Source organism: Methanofastidiosum sp. (genome assembly GCA_035362715.1).
Classification (GTDB): Archaea; Methanobacteriota_B; Thermococci; order Methanofastidiosales; family Methanofastidiosaceae; genus Methanofastidiosum.
Genome location: DAOSDU010000020.1, coordinates 1 through 21,074 on the forward strand (window position 1 = coordinate 1; position 21,074 = coordinate 21,074).

At 36.4% G+C, this 21,074-nt stretch carries 15 protein-coding genes and 1 pseudogene; 8 read left to right on the forward strand and 8 right to left on the reverse strand.

What is annotated here, in order from left to right; all coding sequences use genetic code 11:
• Positions 1–124 precede the first annotated feature (124 nt).
• A complete protein-coding gene (locus PLI06_09520; GenBank protein HOI77832.1) occupies positions 125–1,240 on the forward strand; it encodes a hypothetical protein in 1,116 nt (371 codons plus the stop codon).
• 1 nt (position 1,241) lies between these two features.
• On the opposite strand, the gene PLI06_09525 is transcribed toward PLI06_09520, so the two are convergent.
• Genes PLI06_09525 through PLI06_09535 form a run of 3 tightly spaced genes read right to left on the reverse strand, consistent with a single transcriptional unit; the run spans position 1,242 to position 2,831 of the window.
• Positions 1,242–1,841, reverse strand: a complete 600-nt coding sequence (locus PLI06_09525) for an RNase P subunit p30 family protein (GenBank protein ID HOI77833.1) — start codon at positions 1,839–1,841, stop codon at positions 1,242–1,244.
• Positions 1,816–2,244: an RNA-binding domain-containing protein gene (locus tag PLI06_09530; GenBank protein ID HOI77834.1), complete on the reverse strand. Its 429-nt coding sequence runs from the start codon at positions 2,242–2,244 to the stop codon at positions 1,816–1,818. The genes PLI06_09525 and PLI06_09530 overlap by 26 nt, the downstream gene beginning before the upstream one ends.
• Before the next feature lie 2 nt (positions 2,245–2,246).
• Positions 2,247–2,831 (reverse strand): 50S ribosomal protein L15e, encoded by a 585-nt coding sequence (locus tag PLI06_09535; protein HOI77835.1) that lies wholly within the window; start codon positions 2,829–2,831, stop codon positions 2,247–2,249.
• 151 nt (positions 2,832–2,982) lie between these two features.
• Between PLI06_09535 and yjjX the strand changes: the two genes are divergently transcribed.
• The 3 genes from yjjX to PLI06_09550 are packed head-to-tail and all read left to right on the forward strand — an operon-like array spanning position 2,983 to position 4,214.
• The gene (yjjX, locus tag PLI06_09540; GenBank protein HOI77836.1) at positions 2,983–3,525 is read left to right on the forward strand and encodes an inosine/xanthosine triphosphatase; all 543 of its coding nucleotides are present in this window, start codon (positions 2,983–2,985) and stop codon (positions 3,523–3,525) included.
• A gap of 51 nt (positions 3,526–3,576) precedes the next feature.
• Positions 3,577–3,960 carry a DUF3783 domain-containing protein gene (locus tag PLI06_09545; protein ID HOI77837.1) on the forward strand — a complete coding sequence of 128 codons (384 nt, stop codon included), beginning with the start codon at positions 3,577–3,579 and terminating at the stop codon, positions 3,958–3,960.
• The gene (locus PLI06_09550; protein HOI77838.1) at positions 3,960–4,214 is read left to right on the forward strand and encodes a TfoX/Sxy family protein; all 255 of its coding nucleotides are present in this window, start codon (positions 3,960–3,962) and stop codon (positions 4,212–4,214) included. Before PLI06_09545 ends, PLI06_09550 begins: the two co-directional genes overlap by 1 nt.
• Here the strand turns inward: PLI06_09550 and PLI06_09555 are convergent.
• Positions 4,203–5,231 carry a radical SAM protein gene (locus PLI06_09555; protein HOI77839.1) on the reverse strand — a complete coding sequence of 343 codons (1,029 nt, stop codon included), beginning with the start codon at positions 5,229–5,231 and terminating at the stop codon, positions 4,203–4,205. The genes PLI06_09550 and PLI06_09555 overlap by 12 nt on opposite strands.
• Before the next feature lie 7 nt (positions 5,232–5,238).
• The gene (locus PLI06_09560) at positions 5,239–5,994 is read right to left on the reverse strand and encodes a hypothetical protein (protein HOI77840.1); all 756 of its coding nucleotides are present in this window, start codon (positions 5,992–5,994) and stop codon (positions 5,239–5,241) included.
• 341 nt (positions 5,995–6,335) lie between these two features.
• On the opposite strand from PLI06_09560, the gene PLI06_09565 reads away from it, so the two are divergent.
• The gene (locus PLI06_09565) at positions 6,336–8,084 is read left to right on the forward strand and encodes a sodium:solute symporter family protein (protein HOI77841.1); all 1,749 of its coding nucleotides are present in this window, start codon (positions 6,336–6,338) and stop codon (positions 8,082–8,084) included.
• Positions 8,085–8,211: 127 nt separating this feature from the next.
• On the forward strand, positions 8,212–14,607 hold the full coding sequence (locus tag PLI06_09570) for a hypothetical protein (GenBank protein HOI77842.1): 6,396 nt from the start codon (positions 8,212–8,214) through the stop codon (positions 14,605–14,607).
• Between the two features lie 13 nt (positions 14,608–14,620).
• Here the strand turns inward: PLI06_09570 and PLI06_09575 are convergent.
• The 3 genes and pseudogenes from PLI06_09575 to PLI06_09585 all read right to left on the reverse strand — a co-directional run bounded on the left by PLI06_09575 (position 14,621) and on the right by PLI06_09585 (position 17,673).
• Positions 14,621–15,655 (reverse strand): annotated as a pseudogene (locus tag PLI06_09575) (DNA topoisomerase IV subunit A).
• A 43-nt stretch (positions 15,656–15,698) separates the two neighbouring features.
• Entirely contained in the window at positions 15,699–17,321 is a 1,623-nt protein-coding gene (gene top6B / locus PLI06_09580; GenBank protein HOI77843.1) for a DNA topoisomerase VI subunit B, read from the reverse strand.
• A gap of 64 nt (positions 17,322–17,385) precedes the next feature.
• Positions 17,386–17,673 carry a DUF167 family protein gene (locus tag PLI06_09585; GenBank protein HOI77844.1) on the reverse strand — a complete coding sequence of 96 codons (288 nt, stop codon included), beginning with the start codon at positions 17,671–17,673 and terminating at the stop codon, positions 17,386–17,388.
• A gap of 65 nt (positions 17,674–17,738) precedes the next feature.
• Between PLI06_09585 and PLI06_09590 the strand changes: the two genes are divergently transcribed.
• A complete protein-coding gene (locus tag PLI06_09590; protein HOI77845.1) occupies positions 17,739–18,533 on the forward strand; it encodes an MBL fold metallo-hydrolase in 795 nt (264 codons plus the stop codon).
• Positions 18,533–21,074 (forward strand): valine--tRNA ligase (locus tag PLI06_09595; protein HOI77846.1); only part of this gene is annotated, 2,542 nt, incomplete at its 3' end. The genes PLI06_09590 and PLI06_09595, both read left to right, overlap by 1 nt.

The window sequence follows — 21,074 nt, forward strand, 5'->3', positions numbered from 1 at the left end:
AGCCTATGTGATCATTGTAAAAGACTAGTGCTTAAAATAAATATGTCCCACAGCCTTTAATTTCCATATATTTATATATTGGTTAGATTTGTTTTGTTTAGAATTATTCTTCAAGGTGATTAAAATGAGAAAAATGATCTTATTATTAATAATTGTGATTTTTATAGTATCTGTTTTTAGTGGATGTTCGTCAGATGAAAAGTATATCTGGTCAAAAACTTACGATAGTGGCAAAGATGATTTTGCTTTAGGTGTTGCCGCCGACACAAGTAACAATACCATAGTAACAGGGTATGTATCAAATGGCAATGACAATGACATTTACACAATTAAATACAATCCCAATGGCAACGTTTTATGGGAAAAATTATACGATGGAGGCAACAATGACTATTCATTAGCAGCTGTCACTGATTCTGGCAATAATGTCATAGTTACTGGTTTTGTGAATAACGGAGTAAATAATGATTACTTCACAATAAAGTATGACATAAATGGTAATATAATTTGGACTAGATCTCATGATGCTGGGAACAATGAAAATGCACAAGGCCTAGCAACTGATTCTAAAGATAATATTATCGTTACGGGAGAGGCATATCCAGGAATTGATGTTAATTTTTATACAATAAAATATGATACAGATGGCAACATTATATGGGAGAAATCATATGACGGCGGGAATAAGGAGCATGCATTTGATGTTGCGACTGACTCAAATGACAACGTAATTGTTACCGGATATTCCTCCAGCGGCTCAGGTTATGATTTCTGTACTATAAAATATGATCGTGACGGAAAATTTTTATGGAAGAAAACATACGATGGGGGAAATACTGACAAGCCCTATGGAGTGGCAACAGATTCAAATGATAACATAATTGTTGCAGGAGAAACTCTAAATGGCAATAATGTGGATTTCTTAATGGTAAAATATGATCCAAATGGAAACATCATATGGACAAAAACTTATGACACCGGCAATGATGACTATGCATTGGGTCTAGCAACTGATTCGACAGGCAACATAATAGTAACAGGGTATATTACAAAGGATCAAAAAAAGAATTTTTATACAATTAAGTATGATCCACGGGGCAATATTTTATGGGAGAAGTCGTATAACGGTGGAAAAGATGGCTATTCGCTTGATGTGGCAATTGATCAAAACAATAAAATAATAGTCACAGGTTATGTCTTTAATGGAACAAACAATGACTTCTTCACAATCAAGTATTAATTTATTTTTTATTAATTAGCATCTCGGGAACAGTTGTAATCGCACCTTTCGCTTCCCTTATATCCATGCCTAGTGTACATCCAAAGGATACAAGGGCCAAAGGAGTTTTGATCTCGTTTGCTTCTCTAGCACCAGAAGTTAAAACTATTGGAAATAAAAACTTTTTATAAGCCTTAAGCAACTCTCTATTAGTCTCTAGAATCTTTGTCCTTCTGTATCTCTGGGTGATAACAATATCTTGGACGTTTAATTCAAAACCAATTGTATTTTCCCTGGCCAGATCAAAACAGACTTTGTCAAGATTGTCAGGATTAGAAATAAAAGTAATTTCTTTGATTTTGAGTGCCTCTCTATTTTCTTTTGAATCCCTGCCTTTGAAGATTATAACGTCTATATCTTCTGCTCTTCTAATAATTTTCTTAGCGTTTCTGGATTCATCGTCAATTTCAATTCCAAAAAGAATGCCCTCTTTTTTATTTTTGTCAAAGCTATCTAAAACGACCTTGTAATTTTCTGCATTGACATGTTTAACTAATGCTGTTTTTGAAAAATAAGATGAAGGATAACCTCTAAGATCAATTGCCGAATAGTAGCTTCCCATTCTCGATAACCTTTTCCCTACTTTTTGGATATGTGACAAACTTCATTGATATTAGTATGTCACCGTTATCATCAATAGTGAAATCATCGTTAAATACTCTTTCCTTGCTCATTCGGACGAACAATATCCCGTCTTCATCAAGCCTTTTTTCAAGAGTTTCAAGGATGTATCCTTTGTCAACTATTGTTAAAAAATTTGAAACAAAATCCTTTATCTCTTTATTCTTAGAAAGCTCAACATTAATTATTGTGATTTCATTGCCAAAATGGCCGTAAGTCCTTTTTTCACTAAAAGAAATGTCAAAAGAAAAAAATTTGGAAAGTAAAGATTTTACTTTCTCTATATCTTCAGTTGCGTGCGAAAATGTTTCTATTTGTATCCATGCGATACCAAACGGATTCAACCTTACTTACCTCTGTTTCCTCGGGCTTTAAGTGAAGGTCTTAATTTCTCAGCACCTTTTCCTTTGTGTCTAAGTCCTCTCGATCTCTTGCCGGCTGAGGTCAAACCTCTGAATACTCTTCTCTTGTGCTGCCTTTCGCATATCCAGTTAATTCTTGGGTCTGCGAATATTTCTGGTGCAAAAGGATCAACTAGAATGACTTCATAAAAGACACGCTGTCCATCTTCGCCAACCCAGTATGAGTTTAAGACTTCAAGATTTGGAAACTTCCTTTGAACACGCTCTTCTGCAATCCATTTAAGACTCTTTTTTGGTGAATATCTCAAGATACCTTTTGTTGCAGGTCTTCTACCACCTTTTATTGTTGGTCTCTTTCTTCCACCCCTTAAGACTCTAGTTCTTGCAACAATAAATCCCTTTTTAGCCTTGTAACCAAGTTTTCTCGCTCGGTCTATTCTTGTTGGCCTTTCAATCTTTAGTGTTGTAGGTTCCTTTCTCCACTGGATTAATCTTTCTGTCCAAAGTTCTCGTGTATAACCTTCTTTGGGCTTTTTCCAAGCCTCTTCCATATATTTGTAATATCCCAAATAAATCCCTCCTTATGGTTCGGCAAGCATTTCGCTTGAATCCACATTCCATAGGATAGACAAATGAGTCCTAAAGAGTTTTTAAAGGTTTCGTGAGAATAATCCTGTGTTTTCCAGAAAATATATAAGTAAATTCAATATAACCTTTTTAATGAAGATTCTAGTCGGCTCTAAAAATCCTGTGAAGATAGATGCTGCAAAGGAAGCATTTTCTTCTTATTTTAAAGATCTTGAAGTGGAAGGAGTAGAAGTTCCTAGTTCAGTGTCCGACCAGCCTATAGATGAAGAAACTTTTGAAGGTGCAGAGCACCGTGTCAAAGTCTTAAGAAAATTAAATGACACGGCAAAAATTGGCGCGTCTTTTTTTGTGGGCATTGAAGGGGGCGTCATTAATATTTATTCAAAGTGGTTTGGCATTGGTGTAGTGTGTATAATGGATACTAAGGGCAATATTGGATTTGGTGTTTCTCCTATGTTCGAACTGTGGAGTGACGCTATGGAACAAGTTCTCGATGGAGTTGAACTTGGAGACTTAATGGCCGAGGTAACAGGAGATCCTCAAATAAAAAGAAAAGGTGGCGCTGTTGGATTTTTAACAGACGGAGTCGTTGAGAGAAAAAATCTTTACATCTCTGCCCTTGAACTTGCAATCATACCTTTCATAAAAAAGGATCTCTATTTCAAGCATGTATAATCCAAAAATCTTTACAAAGAAGTTATAAGGATAAAAATATTATTCCTTTCGATGAAAAAACAAAAGCACATTGTTGTTTATGGGTATTCTGAAGAGGATGTTAACAAGCTAAAGACCTTCTTTGATAATAAACTTGACATTAGCCTAGAAATAAGTTCTGCTTCTGGAAAAGAAAATATCAAAATAGCAGATATAATTGAAAGTAACGAAAATGTTTTCTTTGAGGATAAACAGGATAAAGTTTTGATGTTTCTGGATTTTTTGGACGAGGAAATAAGGTATCTACTATATAATTTTTCTGATATTAATATAGCAAAACCTTTATTTTGTGTTCTAACAGAGCATAATATAAACTGGAACTTTGATAGGTTAATTTTGGACTTGATAGAGGAAAGAAAATATTTCGAAGAAAACAAAAAGCTGAAAAGTGATTAATTATGGAGTTAACTGAAATGCCAAATATAGGCAAAGAAGCGAGTAAGAAACTCATATCTGTTGGAATTGACACCCCCGAAAAACTTATTGAATTAGGGAGTAAGGAGGCATTTATTAGAATAAAAGCTATTGATAACACTGCATGTTTTAGTATGCTTCAAGCGTTAGAAGGGGCTATTCAAGATGTTAGGTGGCATTATTTGCCTGATTCTACAAAGAAAGACTTGAAGGAATTTTTTGACTCATTTAAGTAGACTGATCTCAGAAATATAGGATTCTATCCTTTCTTTTATTAGGTCTGATCTCTCAATTATCTCTTTCTCAACAGCTTCATTTTTATATATGGGATCTTTGGGGAATTTCAATTTATTCTGTAGCAGCGATATATCTGTCATGCTCCCTTTAAATCTTCTTTTTGAAATCTTTTCAAATTCTTGTATCTCTGAAGTGAGAGATTTTCCAAGTTTTGATCCGTAAAACTTTTTCCATGAAAACTTTGTTATCCCGTTTGAACCTGCCAATAATAGAGGTCCTACTAGATTTATTCTATCTGACCAAATACCGGTAACGATTTCTAGTTTTGGGAACATTAATCTTGTTTCTGATACAACATCAAGATAATATAAAGAAGTCGGGGGCACTGAATCTTCAAAAATAGTACCTTTATGGGGATTTAAGGAATAAAATGTCACTCTATCTATTTTATAATTTTTGATTATCTCAAAAAGATTTTCAAGATCTTCCCTCTTCTCACCAATGCCTAGTATTATTGTAACGCCTTTCTTGTATCCAAGCTCAGTTGCAACATCTAAGAAATTCATGAGCTTATCCCAGTTTTTTGAAGGACACAGTTTTTGAAAGAGCTCTTCAGTAAAAGTTTCTATAGACGCAGTAACACCTTTCAATTCATTTTCGAAAACAGATAGATCATCTCTTTCAAGTATTCCAGTATTTAGCCATACTGGATCACCTGTTATACACGCAATCCCTTTGACTATATCTGCTATTTTTTTGGTATCATAAACGCCATAACCTGAAGATAAAAACTCCACCTTCCAATTTGCCATTTTTACAAGAAAAGCTTCGGCAAAAAGTGATTCAATACTCCTCAATCCTTTTTTTGGGCTAGATTTAATAGTAGACATATAGCAGAATTTGCAGTCTTTTAGATCACAGTGGTAAGATAAAAAAATTGCCCTTTCGATATTTATAGAATCAAAATGTTTTTCAGTTACTCCAAACGCCTTTGTTAATCTATCCGGAAAATCCATTATATCCCTAAAGTTTTTTAGAATTCTTCCATAGGAATTCAAAGTTTGATATCGACCAGTCTAAAAATCTAATATCATTCCCTTCTATTATGTTAAGATAATCAAATTCATTTTTATGATCTTCAAATCCTATCCAAGAAAAATTCCTATCGCACACCTGCATAACGCAGTACATATCCTTTCTCTCTACAAATCTCACTTCATATTTTTGATTATCCAAGAGATAGTCATTTTTATTCAGTTTGTCTATTTCTTCTATTGGATATATTATCCTGAGGTTTACGCCATCACCCATTCCTGAAAATATATCTTGGATGTCCTTTGAAATCCTAGAGAATACTCCCAGGTGCTCAGTTTTAGAACCCTTTACATTTTTTGAGATGAATGGGAAGACATCAAGGGATGTAAGATGACTCAATTTATTTTTTTCCCAGCTCAAGAAATCTCTAACAAAACAGTTTGGGATCTTTTCTATATTGTGTTTTTCAATAAAATCGGAATATTTCTCGACATTGTTTTCTAGGTCTTGGAGATTTTTGATCTGTGATTTGTAAATTTGCCCCTGTTTGGATAAATAAAACTGGGTTCCATCCTTGGCGGCAAGCTTTTTTTCAACAAAGAGATTTAACTGGGTAGAAACATCCTGCCATCTCATTTCTAGCTTCTTTGCAATATCAAGACTTTTTTGAGGATTAGTAAGGGACAATTCATCCAGTATATCCATTCGCTTCTGGCTGTTAAGAATAAAATTCCAAAGTTCCATCAAAATCCCATCTTAATTTTAATGTGTTAATATAAAAATAGAGGATTATACAATATTTAAAGATATTGTATGCCGATATTTGAAATAATATTTATTTTACCATATAATTAATTAATTCAATTAATAAATTTTTATTATAATAGTTATATTATAATTTTATTTAAAAATTCGTATTACAAGCGAAATATTTATAAATATCGTCCTGTTATTCTATTCGTGGTTTAAAATGTTCGGAATTTCTGATCCATGGGTGTGGTCCGCATATCTGTTGACCATTTTGTCTACTCTACTATGCGTAGGGTGGTCTGTATTCAAATTGAAGGAGAATAAAGAGTGATATTATGGAAAATACAGCTATATCAATTATTGTAATATTCTGTTATCTTACTGTTACTGGTTTTCTAGCCCACAAAGGATGGAAGGAAACAAAAAACAAGGAAGATTATATGTTGGCTGGAAGGAATGTCCACCCATACATTATTGCTATATCCTACGGTGCTACTTTTATTAGTACATCTGCAATTGTGGGATTCGGAGGATCCGCCTCCATGTTTGGAATGGGAATATTATGGCTTACAGTCATGAATATCTTCGTTGGAATATTCTTAGCATTCGTAGTTTGGGGCAACAGAGCAAGGCACGTTGGACAAAATTTAGGTGCACTCACATTCCCTGAAATTGTTGGTAAGAGATTCAATTCCAAGACTTTACAAGGTTCCTTTGGTCTCCTCATCACTATATTCATGCCTTTGTATGCTTCTGTCGTCATAATTGGAGCGGCAAGAATGATAGAATCAACATTTAATCTGAATTTTAATCTTGCCTTGATTGTAATGACGGGGATAGTTGCAGGTTATGTCTTATTTGGGGGATTACTAGCAGTCTTATACACCGATGCATTGCAAGGGACAATAATGGCAATTGGAATGATATTGCTTTTAGTGGGTACTTATGCTGCATTTGGGGGCGTAACAGTGGCCCACCAGTCACTTGAAAATTTTCAATTTACAGATTCTTATGCATTGCTGACCAATAAAGGGGCGCCTCTTAGTGTATTTGGCCATCAAGGATTTACTTCTTTTCCTACTATGAGTTTGGGAAATACTCCCGCAGACGCCAGTGGACTAAATGACACACAAGGTATATTCTGGTCTGTTCTTATGGGCCTAATATTCGGAGTGGGTGTAGGGGTACTCGCACAACCCCAGCTTGCCGTCCGTTGTATGACTGCAAAAAATAAACGTGATCTTACTAAAGCTGTGGGGATAGGAGGAGTTTTCATCCTTTTGATGACAGGTGTTGCTTTTACAGTCGGATCGCTTACTAATGCATACTTTGAAAAAGAGGGTGTGGAAGTAATTAAAGCTGAATATAAACCAGGACTAACAAATCAACAGATCCGGGATTTGTACTTCAAATACGATGAAAGTGGTAAACTTGTTGGAAGGCCTTCAGAGTATGTTTACTGGACCGATTCTGCGATACCTGAATATGTCAATTACAGGTTCCCAAGTTGGTTTGTTATACTATTCATGATTACTCTAATCTCCGCAGCAATGTCCACTATTTCCGGACAGTTCCACGCTATGGGTACTTCATTTGGGCATGACTTCTATCATGTATGGATAAGAAAGTCATCAGACAAGATTAACGCTGTAAATGTGACAAAAATAGGCATTGGTGCAACTGTCTTAGTGTCACTTGCATTGGGTTACGTACTTCCGCCGGCAGTAATTGCTAGAGGTACAACAATATTCATGGGTATGTGCAGTGCGGTATTTTTGCCCGCTTACACAGGAGCTTTGTTTTGGAGAAGGGCTACAAGAATCGGTGCAATAGCTTCAATGTCCGGAGGATTTTTATCCTGGCTGATATGGACACTATTCTTTAAGGCATCTGAATCAGAGCCTTTGAGAGTGTGCCAATGGATATTTGGTAAACCAGTATTACTAAATGCAAAAGCTTCTTTGACACAGCTTGACCCATTTTTCATTGCAATACCAATATCAGTTGCACTTATGATAATTGTAAGTCTATTGACAAAACCACCCGAGAAAAAACTAATCGACAAAGCATTCAAGGGACTTTAATATTTTTTTATTTTAATTATTAGATCCTAAATTTAAGTATATAATGATAATAAATAATCGGCAATAGATAAATATTCTTATGGCTAAAAAACGATAGACTTATAATCTATAATTTAATTTATTTTACATGAATAAACCATCGTTTATACTTATTTTATTAGTATCTATATTAAGTTTTTCTTTAATATCTGTGTCTGGGCAGATAATAGATGTAACTATAGACGGAAATTCATCCGTTTATGTATGCTATCCCTATGAGTATAATGTTACTTTAAGAAATACTTCAAGTACTCTAACTGCTAGTAATATTAATTATACGGTATCTTTGCCGACTGGATTTAGCACTATGGACCCTTTAACTTACAATATTTCTTCATTGGGTCCTGGAGTTACCGATAAAATAAAGATTAGCCTTAACACTTTGTGTAATGCCGAAGTTGGTAACATTTCTGTTAATGGTGGTTATGATTATAACAATACCTCCACTACACTATCTTTTACAAAGCCAATCACAGTTTATCAAGGTGCTGTTACTATAGAAAAAACTCCCTCTACACAGAATGCCACTCTAGAAGAGACAGTTTCTTGGATAATTTCTGTAAAAAGCACTGGCTTTGGACCAATAGAAGATGTAAACATTACTGATATACTTCAACCGGGATTAGAATATTTATCTTCTTCCCCCTTAGGAGTTGTTAAATCACCTGGAACAATTGAATGGTCTTCTTCTGAAATAGCAGCCCTTTCTCATATGGATCCAAACGATGAAGTGCAAATCCAAATTAGTGCAAAAGTAATTGGTTGTACTGGGCTTTATGACACAGCTAGAGTTAAATGGGGCTGTGGCAGTGGATGTGAAACTCAGGAAACTATAGCGAGTATAGCATTTCAGCCAAATCCACCTAAAATTGATTATACCGTCCCCTCTTTTAATTTAACTTACTGTGGAACTGGGAACACTTTTACAATACCGATTACAAATACTGGTGGAAAAGCTTATGATTTTAATATTTCTGCAGATTTTGGCAGTTTGACTGTTGCAAATATTACTTCGCCCTCTGGAGCATCTTACAATCCGACTGGAAAGTATTTTATTCTTGGAGATATTCCGAATGGAACTACTAATCTAACATTTGATCTAGTCCCAGTTAGTGGTTGGTGCAGTGATTCTTTACCTTCTGGAACGGTGATATTTGAGCCAGAGTACTTATACTGTGACCAAGAATTCCTTCCACCAGTAAAGATGGGAAGTTACTCTGTTCAAGGTGTTCCTTCCTTATCTGTATCAAAAACAGGGGCCCCAGGATCCATTTATTTGGGGGATAGTATAACCTATAATATTGTTGCATCATACTCTGGGCCCTTAACTTGTGGAACAGGGAGTGCTTCAAACATTTTAGTTGTTGATACAATACCAGAGGGATTTTCCATAGTAAACAATGGGGGAGGAACGGTAGTTGGTAATACTATTACCTGGAATGTGGATCCTGCAACTGGATTAAATACTTCTATAACAATACAATCCCCTACTTACACTCAATGCCAATACTGCTATACTACAATAACTAACACTGTAAATGCTTCAATGACTGATTGTTGTGGCTGTTCCAAAACTGAATCATCTTCTCAGAGTACAATTCTTGAATGTTCAGAAAGTATGACTTCAAACAAAACAATTTCCTCAAACTATAACTATGAAAAATGCACACCAATAGAATATACAAATACCTATAATTTCCCCGATGATGGATTTTGGGACGATGTATACATAGGGAACCTTAAATTTAGAGAAGAATTGGCAAACAATCAAGTTCTTGTTAGTCCCGTAATTATTACAATTGACACCTGCAGTGTTACCTATACTCCACCGTCCTCAACATATCTAGACGTCAATTTCTCAGATACTAATCTACAGGCTCTCATATCAACTTCTTGTGGTGGCTTAGATGCAACTACAACAAATGTTAGAAACAGAAGAATTACCGTTGAGTATAATCTATCAAATCAAAATTCATCACAACCCCTCTGTAGCAGTAATTATGCATTTTTTGATTGGTCAATATTAGATACAGGAAAGGATACTAGTGGCAATTGTTATGGATCACGGCAAATAAGAGAGGGAGTTTTTGTAACAGTGAATGGGGCCTCAATGAACGTTGAAATAACTGGACTTCCTACTATAATTGATAGGTGTGGTACATATATCGTGAGGCTGAACATTAATAGAGACTCAGTCGGTGGCGCCTATGATGTCAACGTTTCTTTCCCAACAAATAATTATCATATTAATAGTATCACATTTAATGGCGTTACACCTATAGAGATACCTGGTCCAGCAGGTTATGGGTGGAAATATGGGGATTTCTTTGTTAATAATAATTCGGCAAGTATTGATCTTAATGTTACTAAGACCTGTGATTCAAATGGGCAGATGAATGCAAATGTAGTATGGCATGATAGATGTAATAATGACGTTTCTGGAAATATATGTAATGATAATACATCTTCTTCTCCTAGATTAATACTATCTGGCAACGTATGTCTAATGAAAGTTCCAGAATTATTATGGGCTACTACAGATAAAGCTCAATGGAAACTATGTTTGACAAACGCTGGAAGCGGGGCAAGTTACAATGTTTGGCTAGAAGATGTTATAGGCCCAGGGCTTTCATATAACTCATCTATCGGAACATATTCTCAACTTTATATCAATCAAGATAGAAATGGCAATCCAATTAACGGCGCAACATGGATTATCCCTAAAATAAATGCCGGTGATAAAACTGAGATAATATTTACTGCTAATATTAATTCATGCACAAATCTAACAAATAATGCATCAACAAGCGCTGGCTGTTTAGGATTCAATTGTCAAGATATAAAGACCGATGCGGCTTCAGTTAGAATACCAAATAGTAACGCTATCACAACTAATGAAATTCCTCAATCGATAAATATGTGCGATGAACAAACTGCAACTGTCAAAGTAAAAAATACTGGATTAACTTATGTTTATGATGTCAATGTTACAGCGACACTACCAACTGGAATATCATATGTAACTGGATCAAGCCCAGATCCTGAGAATACTGGCGTTAATCCACTTAGATGGACCAAAGCCCAAATACCTGCATTAGGTGCCATAGCACCTTCAGCTGAAGTAACAATTACATTCAGAATTCGTTCAAGCTGTAATATGCCTTCATCTGGTACTTTTACTTCTCAAGCTAGTTACTTGACTCCATGCAATGATTCAAAAATATCCCCACAAGCCAATTCACAGATAACTAGAGTAACCCCTACTTTATCAATACAAAAACAAGGAAGAAATTATACCACTGGATCGTCATATGCCAATAATGTAGCAGCAGAACCTGGTGACATTGTTGAATGGAGGATTGTTATTACAAATAGTGGCAACGCCCCTGCAACTAATGTAGAATTTTATGATGCTTTACCATCTAACATGACATTTGGAGGTATAAGTACAAGTCCATACCCTGCTGTTACAATATATCCGAGTCCTGGAACCTCAGGAAGTCCATGGATACACGGTACTTTGACAAATGTTTCTGGAAGTAACACTGCTACTTATTACGTTTGGGGAACTGTAGATTCAGGCGAATGTACTAACCCCATAAACAATATTGCTTATGTTAGATATGGATGTGATAATGGCTGTAGAATCCCTTCTCCCGATTACACTGCATCTACAGGTCGTGCTTTAAGAACAAGACCGAATTTTACTTTATCACAAACTATCGGCACATTCACCACTTGTGAAGGTATTATTACAATTAACATAAGAAATAATTCTGGTTATCCAACAGCTTACAATGTACTTTTAACATCTACACTCCCCCCAGGTTTTGTGTTCGACTCTATGATTACTGGGCCAGATCCAATCCCAAATCCACCGTCTAATCCTTCTCAACCTGTATGGTCATTAGGAAATATGCTTGCAAGTTCAACAAATACAGTCCTTCAATTTAGAGTTAAAAATGACGATTCAAGCTGTGGAACAGTTACTCCGGGGAACAATATAATTAAAGTTGATTATCAAGACCGTTGCGGGAACAATCTAGTCCTAAATTCAACTAGCTCTAGTGTTACCCCACTTAAACCAAACTTAATTATAGAGAAATCTCCTGAAGTGCAGGTTGTAGCAATTAATGGCCAGGCAAACTGGACTATAACTCTTAGAAATACAGGAAATACCAATGCGAATAATGTCACAGTCACCGATATTTTAGATACAAATTGGAATCCTTCTACAATTGTAGCAGGAACGGGATCTAATGGGGAAGTACCTTTAATTGTTGACAATACTGTTACATGGAAGGTATCTAATCCAATACCTGGGCCTTCTGGAATATGGACGGCTACGATTTCTGCTAATTTGATTGATGCAGCCGGTACAGGAAGAAATGATGTTTATGCTAGAGGAGGATGTCCTTCGGGTTGCGCTTATAGCAGTGCTACAGATAGTGCAACTATCTTAAATCTTGAAGGTATAGCGAAAACATCAAGAAAGCAAACTGCCACCATAGGAGAAGAAGTGATATTTGATATAGCCGTAAATTACCATGGTGTTGGGTCTGTATACACGAATACTTCGATACTGGATACAATGCCAGGAGGACTTGAATATATCTCTCATACATTTAATGAAACAAACTCTTCCATCCCCCACCCTTACACCCAAGCAGGGCAGTCAATTAATTGGATGTTAGGTACCCCCTCAGGATTACCAAATAGAACATTCACTGGTCCAAATAGCGTCCAGATTGCTTTAACAACTAAAATCAGGGACACCTCTGGAAATATAAACGGTGTTACATTAATTAATCCAGTCAATACAACATTTATCCAGGATGGCAATCCCGGTGACTTCTCCGATAATGATGACGTGCAAATAGTTGAGCCAAATTTAACAATAGCTAAAGATATCAATGGAACAGATTCTATGCAGGCCTTGCCAGGACAGAGCATCCATTATAGAATAGTTGTTACAAACAATGGAACTAGCCCTGCATTTGAAGTTTATATAAGAGACCAAGTTCCAAATGGACTTATACTTGATATTGGCTCCATACAATCTACGCCTAATTCAAATGGAGTATCTATATCAGGAAATGATATTGAGTGGTATTACAACACCATAGTAAATGGAGACAGCGTTACACTCGAATACGATGCAGTGGTCCCACCAAGAGGGGGATTATTTGTAAATAATGCAAATGTTCCCCAGAATGGGTATTCTTCTATGCCTGGTGATGTAACAAGTGAGAGATTCTATGGGCCCCTAAGTGACGATACTCAACTAACAACACCAGGAACAGATTTGACAAAATTGACATTAAACACAGATGCAAATATCCCGTCTCCAGGGGGGATTGTTTACTATAGCCTTACAATTGAAAATTCTGGTGCATTACCATTAAATCCAGTTCAATTGATTGATATCCTTCCGGACGGATTGACATACATAACAGGCACTGCAGATATCAACGGAACATTTAGTGACCCAACAATTGTTCAAAATCCAAATGGAACTGAAACCTTAACCTGGGCTAATCTAAATTCTATTATAGGCCAACCAGAAATGCCTGTTGAACAGTTTATTCTAGTTAAATTCCAAGCACGAGTAGATCCAGGTAGAATTGGGACATTCATCAACGAAGCAACTGTAATAGGTACCGTAGTAGGTTTGGGCGATGTAACAGATAAAGATGATTCACCTGTGGGTGTTAAAGAGCCAGCAATAAACATAGTTAAATCGGTAGACCCGCCATATGGAAAAGTAGGATTTGAAAATAAATTCACACTGAAGGTTACAAATACTGGAGAACTTCCATTAAATCCTGTATATGTTAAAGATACCCTTCCAAAGGGACTTGTATATGCAGGCGGTGCCAATATTCCACCAGATTCTGTTATCATGAACAGTGATGGAACTACAACTATTCTTTGGAGTAATATAGGGGCTTTAGAAGTTGGAGAAAGTAGGCTAGTTATCTTCTCTGCTAAATTCAATGGATTGGAGAACAAGAGCATCAACTATGTATTGACAGAAGGACAACCCCCTAACGGAGATCCAGTTACTGACGATGATCAAGTTGAGATTCTTAAAAAATCTGGAAGCAATCCAAGGGAGACCTTAAGGATAATTACTGGAAGCTACATGAAGAGATGCGATCTTTGTAATAACGAAGACTTACTCCAAGAAGCTAGAAAATTAATCACAACTCAAAATATAGTTGACGAAGAAGATACTTGCTGTAGGCCTGAGAATATAATAGAAGATCTAAAGTTTGAGATACTAAAGAAAGGCCTTGATAAGGACCCACGATACATTAAAGCCTTGAAACTATTAGACGACGCAGATCAACTATGCGAAGAGGCCCAAACTAATTACGACAAAGGTAACTATGGTCAAGCACAGAGACTAACTAAAGATAAGTGTGAAGCAATAACTGAAGCAATTAAGCTTCTAATGGAGATACTTTCAGAGAAAAAATAAATAATTTTTTATTTTAAGGTAAAAATACCTCATTTTCTATTTTCTGAGGCAAGTATTCTTTAGCGACAAACTCTAGAGATTTGTTTGCAAGGGCCTGCTGCTCTATCCTGACTCCAAGCTTTAGGCATTTCTTCATTTGCTCTTGCCAGTCCTTGTGTTTAAACCACTCGTATTCCATTATTTCGTTTATTCTCTTTTTGTCCATATCTTTTAGCTTTTCTGTAACTTTCTGAAGTTCATAGTCTTCGATATCGTCCATAGTCATGCCTATAAACTTTGCATCAGGCACTCCTAATCTTCTAGAAAGATATGCTAAATTCATTGATCCCTGCTTTATTGTAGAATAGATATACCATCCATAAGGATCTCCATCTGTAAAGACGTAAACTGGCAAATTCTTTTCTGTATGTAGTCTGTTTATCAGTCTTCTGATACCTCTTGGGGCCTGCCCTTGACACGCAACTAGCAACGCATTGTTTTTCTGAGCAAATTTTTCTTCAATAAGCCTATCGCACATTGCAGCTGTCTCAATAACAAGAATATACTCGGCGTTTACATTTAAGAAGTCAATTTCTTCAACTGTACCGGGTACAGCCCATCCACCTCTTCCAAGCTTTGAAGCGTTGAACTCATCTTCGCCATCTTTTAGAACTATATCTCCGTAAATATAACCTCTTCTGTCTGCTGTGAGATTGAGCTCTTCTCTTAGGATGTCAAGTGCCGTTTCTATATCTTCAATGATTGGATTAGATTCAGCCTGATCGTCAAATGTATTTTCTTTAGAACCTTCAACTGTATGTTTCAAGGCATAATACAACTCTCTGATACCGGCATGTTTATTCTCCTCAACAAGCCTTCTACAGTAAGAGGCAACAAGCACGGTCTGCATGAATTTCTTTGTGTGTGCAACGTTTAAGAAATGCCTTTTAGAGAACTTGTCTCCAAGTTGAATAACTTTCTCGTTATCATCAAAAAAGACGTTAGATTTTCCCCTTAGGGGTATCTTTATTGAAGGGCTTTCCTCTTTCATTATCTGTTCATAAATCTCCTCACCAAACTTACCAAGTATGGAAGGAACTTCTTGTGAAGATTTATTGGCCATTCTCAATCACCTCTTCAACATCGTTTTCTTCAGAGACTGTTGTCACTTCTTCCCCATTATTTGCTTCTTCGAAATCATATTTTTTCTCAACAATGTCTGTCAGTGCTTTAATTATCTTAGAATTATCCTCTGCTTTAACTAGGCTTCCAAGGGCATTAGATGTCTCTATAACATATCTCAATAGGGTCTTTTTCTTTGTTAGTTTCTCACTTGCACGTCTCTTTCCAGAAAGATATCTAGATAAAGCTCTTCCTGCATCCATCAATGCAAATCTAATCTCGTTATAGATCTCCTCTTCTGTAGCAATAGCCTGTTTTCCTGCAGAAGTATAAGGTATATGAGTTGAAACAAGATTTACAAATATTGTGAGTGGGGCATTCTCATCTTTTACGCCGTATCTCTTCCACTCGATTGATTTAGCTGCTTCTGTAATGCAACAGCCGCCTTGGTCGAATATTAAGGGGGTCCTGTTAGCATAACGGATAATATCAAGTCCATTGTTGCCTGCACCCCCTCCATAGGCTATGCCAGCTTCTACAATAAAGGCTATACCTCCTTGATAGGTCTGTGGGCTTCTAGTCACGGTATGAACAAATTCAGGCGCTAGAATACCTTCAAGACCAAGCCTAACGGAATCAGCACCAATTGGTATTAGGCCCTCAGTTGGCGGGGCCATGAATGTTATCTGTTTAATAGCATTTACTAACTTTTCAGCGTATTCCCAGTCTACCTTCTTAGGATTTATGTCAAGATCGAGGCCAGAAAGCTGTTCAATCTCCTCAACTTTTTTAGAGGATACTCTTGTGAAATCAGAAACTAGAAAAGTCCTAACTCTAGTGGCGCTTGAATTCTTAATCATGGAAAGTATATCATCAGCAGAACTTCCATGGGGATGCGGCTTCATTTCTTTTGGATGTTTTGGTATTTCTCTCACATTTCTGTCAAATAGAATTTTGGTACCATCTGGCTCGACAAAAAGGATTCTTGTATGTGGATTTGCAATTGCAGTCATCTTAAGGTAACTGTAAGGGCCATATTTTGATCTATTGTATTGAAGATTTTTTGCCTCAAGATTAATTCTCGTACCTCTCCACTTCTCAGGATTCTTTAAAGTTTCACGGGATAGGATCTCTCCAGCATTTTTTTCAACATCTATTTTGATACTAACCTTATTAATTACTTTGTCTCCTGTAGAAGTTACAACTTCAGTTGGTTTTCCAGTGCTAACTTGTGAGTACATAACCGCCCCTGAAACACCAATACCTTGTTGACCTCTTGATTGAATATTTCTGTGGGCCTTGCTTCCAGCAAGCATCTTTCCAAAAACATGGGGTATGTAATCGAGGGGTATCCCTGAAGCATTATCCTCCATTATAACTCTGTAATGTTCGGGGCCGATTTCAGTAATATAAACTGAAATATCCGGAAATAGTCTAGCTTCTTCACAAGCGTCAAGCGAATTTGTAACTCCTTCGTGAACAAGTGTTGTTAATGAACGTAATTTACCAGTATATCCTAACATTGCTGCATTCTTTTTAAAGAATTCAGAAACACTTTGCATTTTAAATGACTTAAATATTTCATCAGCATGTTTGACTTTCGTTTCTGACATCCAATTTCACCTATTGATAACTAGTATTTAATTCTTTATAAGTCTTACTATGGTGAATTTTGTATTATTTTAAAATTTTTGATAGTTTATTAGAAACTTCTTCTATACTAGAATTAACAAATATAGATTTCTTTTTATTATGTTCGCCTTTTACGATAGTGACTTCCCCTAAAATGCCCTTAAAAAAAGTCTGAATCTCTTTATTGGCCTGGCCCTTTATGGCAGGGGAAGTAATTTTTAGCCTTATTCTCTTGCTCCACTCGTTGTATTCAATATGAAATTCACTCGAGTTTGAAACAACTTCAATGTCGATTAAAGTGCCCCATCTGCTTTCTTTTAGAGCTTCCCTCATAGTACCACTCATTAGTTTTATAAACTTAATAAATTGAACTCTTAAAAAGTTACTTAGAGGTAATTATGGCAAAAATAACTTTTTTGGGTAGTGGCGGAGGAAGATTTATGACCATTACCCAAAAGCGCGGTACAGGTGGATTCTATATTGAAGATAGAATAAATATTCATGTAGATCCGGGACCAGGTGCTCACCTCAGATCAATTCAGAATGGGCTTGACCCAAGAAAGATTGATGCTCTTTTAATCTCACACTGCCATACAGATCATTTTAATGATGTTCCCATAATGGTTGAGAGTATGACAGGGGGAATGTTGAAAAAAGAGGGATATGTAATTGGTAGCAAGAGCGTCATTGAGGGGAGAGACGAGTTTGCTTCAATTATTTTTCCTTATTACAGAAAAAATTTGAAGGGAGTCTTATCTATGATTCCAGGAGAAAATATCGAGATCAAAGGACAGAAAATTGAAGCAACAAGGGCAAAGCATTCAGACCCATTTGGAATTGGATTTAAAATTTTTACAGATTCAGGAGCAATTTCGTATACTTCTGATACTGAGTATTTTGATGGCATGGAAAATCAGTATATGGGGTCTAGGGTAATGATACTAAACGTTACAAGACCAAACGGCGACAGAATTCCATTTCATCTTACAACTGAAGACGCAAAAAACATTGTAAAGAAGGTCAATCCTGAAGTGGCAGTAATCACACATATTGGTTACAGGATGCATCTTAAGGGTGCTGAAGAAGAAAGGCGCTATATCCAGGAGGGCACTGGAGTCAAAACTTTAATTGCTGATGAAGGATTAAAGATTTATATGAATGGGCAACTTAGCTACCAAGAGACGGTGAAATAATGTTGGATAAAGACTATGACGGTAAACAGATTGAAAAGAAATGGCAGAATCATTGGCTTGAAAAAGAGATATTCAAATTCAACCCAGATAAAAGTGGCGAGGTATATGTCCTTGATACGCCACCACCATTTACTTCTGGTTCACTCCACATGGGCCATGTAATGGATTTCACATGGATTGATTTTATTCAGAGATATAAGAGGATGAGGGGATTCAATGTCTATTGTCCTCAAGGTTTTGATTGTCACGGTCTTCCAACAGAGTTAAAGGTTGAGCATGAGTTTAAAATCTCTAAAGATGATAAAGAAGCCTTTATTGAAAAATGTAAAGAGTGGACTGCTCAATGTGTTGACAGGATGAGAAGACAGATGACCGATATCGGTTACTTCCCCGATTGGTCGAGAATGTATCTCACAATGAAACCTGAATATGTTAAGCTTATTCAAAAAACATTAATTGATTTTTATCAGAAGGGGTATTTATTCAGAGAAAAACACCCCATCCTTTGGTGCCCAAGATGCATGACCGCTTTAGCAAAAGCTGAAGTTGGCTATGAAGAAAAAGATGGAAAACTTTACTATCTCAAACTTCCAGTTGAAGGTGGAAAAGAGCACGTTGAAATTGCGACGACAAGACCAGAGCTAATGCCTTCTTGCGTCGGAGTGTTCTTCAATCCAAAAGACCCTAGATATGAAGCATTCAAGGGCAAGAATGTCATCCTTCCTTTGTTCGACAGAAAGGTACCTATCCTCTCAGATGAAGAAGTTGATATGTCCTTTGGAACAGGCATAGTTTATTGCTGTACTTATGGAGACGAGCAGGATATACTCTGGCAGAAGAAGTATGATCTTGATGTAATTACTTCCATAACGGAGGATGGAAAGCTAAAGGTCGGGAAGGAATATGATGGGCTTCCAGTTAAAGAAGCAAGGAAAATAATAGTTTCTGAATTAAATGATTTAGGCCTTCTCATAAAAGAAGAGAAAATGAAGCACAGGGTATTGCTTCATGTTGAAAGAGGTTCATGCAAATCACCAATTGAGCTCTTACCAATGGAGCAATATTTTATCAATGTAAGGGATTACAAGAAGAACCTTATTGAAAATGGAAGAGAGATAGCTTGGTATCCAGAGTATATGTATGATAGATTCTATGACTGGACCGATTCAATGGACTGGGATTGGATCATTTCAAGACAGAGGGTATTTGGAACACCTATACCTTTCTGGAAGTGCAAAGACTGTGGAGAATTAATGCCTGCAAAAGAGGAATGGCTTCCAGTTGACCCCAGGTTTGATGTGCCAAAAGAAAAATGCAAATGCGGGTCAAATAATTTCATCGGTGAAATAGACGTGTGTGACTGCTGGGTAGATTCATCAGCAACACCTCTTGCAATTTCAATGTATAACAGGGATGAGAACTTTTTCAATAAGACATATCCGGCAACTATAAGGCCACAGGGTTACGAAATCATTAGAACTTGGCTGTTTTACACTTTATTTAGATGTAATCTTATCACAGGTAAGAATCCTTGGAGCGAAACATTAATCCACGGTATGGTTGCAGGTCCCGATGGTAGGAAGATGAGTAAATCTCTTGGAAACGTCATTGAACCTGATGAGCCACTTAGTAAGTACTGTGCCGATGCATTGAGGCAGTGGGCACTTCTTGCTTCTAAGGGTGAAGACTTCCCATTTTCGTGGAAAGAAATTGAGCATGGTAACAGATTTTTAACAAAGTTCTGGAATGTTTCTAGATTCATCGAAATGAATATCTCAGATTCAAATACTAAAAATATTAATCTTGAATCTCTTACAGTACCTGACAAGTGGATTCTATCAAAACTATCTGAGCTAATCAAGATATCTAGAAAAGAACTTGATGACTATAATTTTGCCCCAATCCTAAAGGAGATAAGAACATTTCTTTGGCATGAAGTCGCGGATAACTACATCGAAATAGTCAAATACAGATTGTATAATAATGTCAAAAAGGACGAAGCTGCATTTACATTGAAAACTTTACTTAGAAATGTAATTGGTTTGATTTCACCTTACACACCACACATTACTGAAGAGATATACAATGAAATCTTTAGTGATGAAGGTATAAATAGTATTCACTTGACAGAATACCCTTCATTTGAGTTCTATGATAACGTCGCTTTTGAAAAAGGGGAAATTCTTAAAGATATCACCGTTGCAATAAGGAGATACAAATCAGATATGAAGATACCATTAAACGCCCCAGTTAAAGGGGCAATTGTTTATACTGATAAGAGTATCGAAGAAATAAAAGAGGATATTTCAAAATCCATGAGTATTTCAAACTTAGAATTGAAAACTGGCAAACCTGACATCGATGAGAAGATACTCGAAGTCGTTCCAAGATATGATATCATAGGGCCAAAGTTCGGAAAAGATGTCCAGAAGATAAAGACATTGCTAAGAGACAATATCTCTAAACTCGAAGAAAAGGATCAGATTACTGTAGACGGATTTGAGCTCAGCAGGGATTATGTTGAAAGGGTGGAGCGAGAGT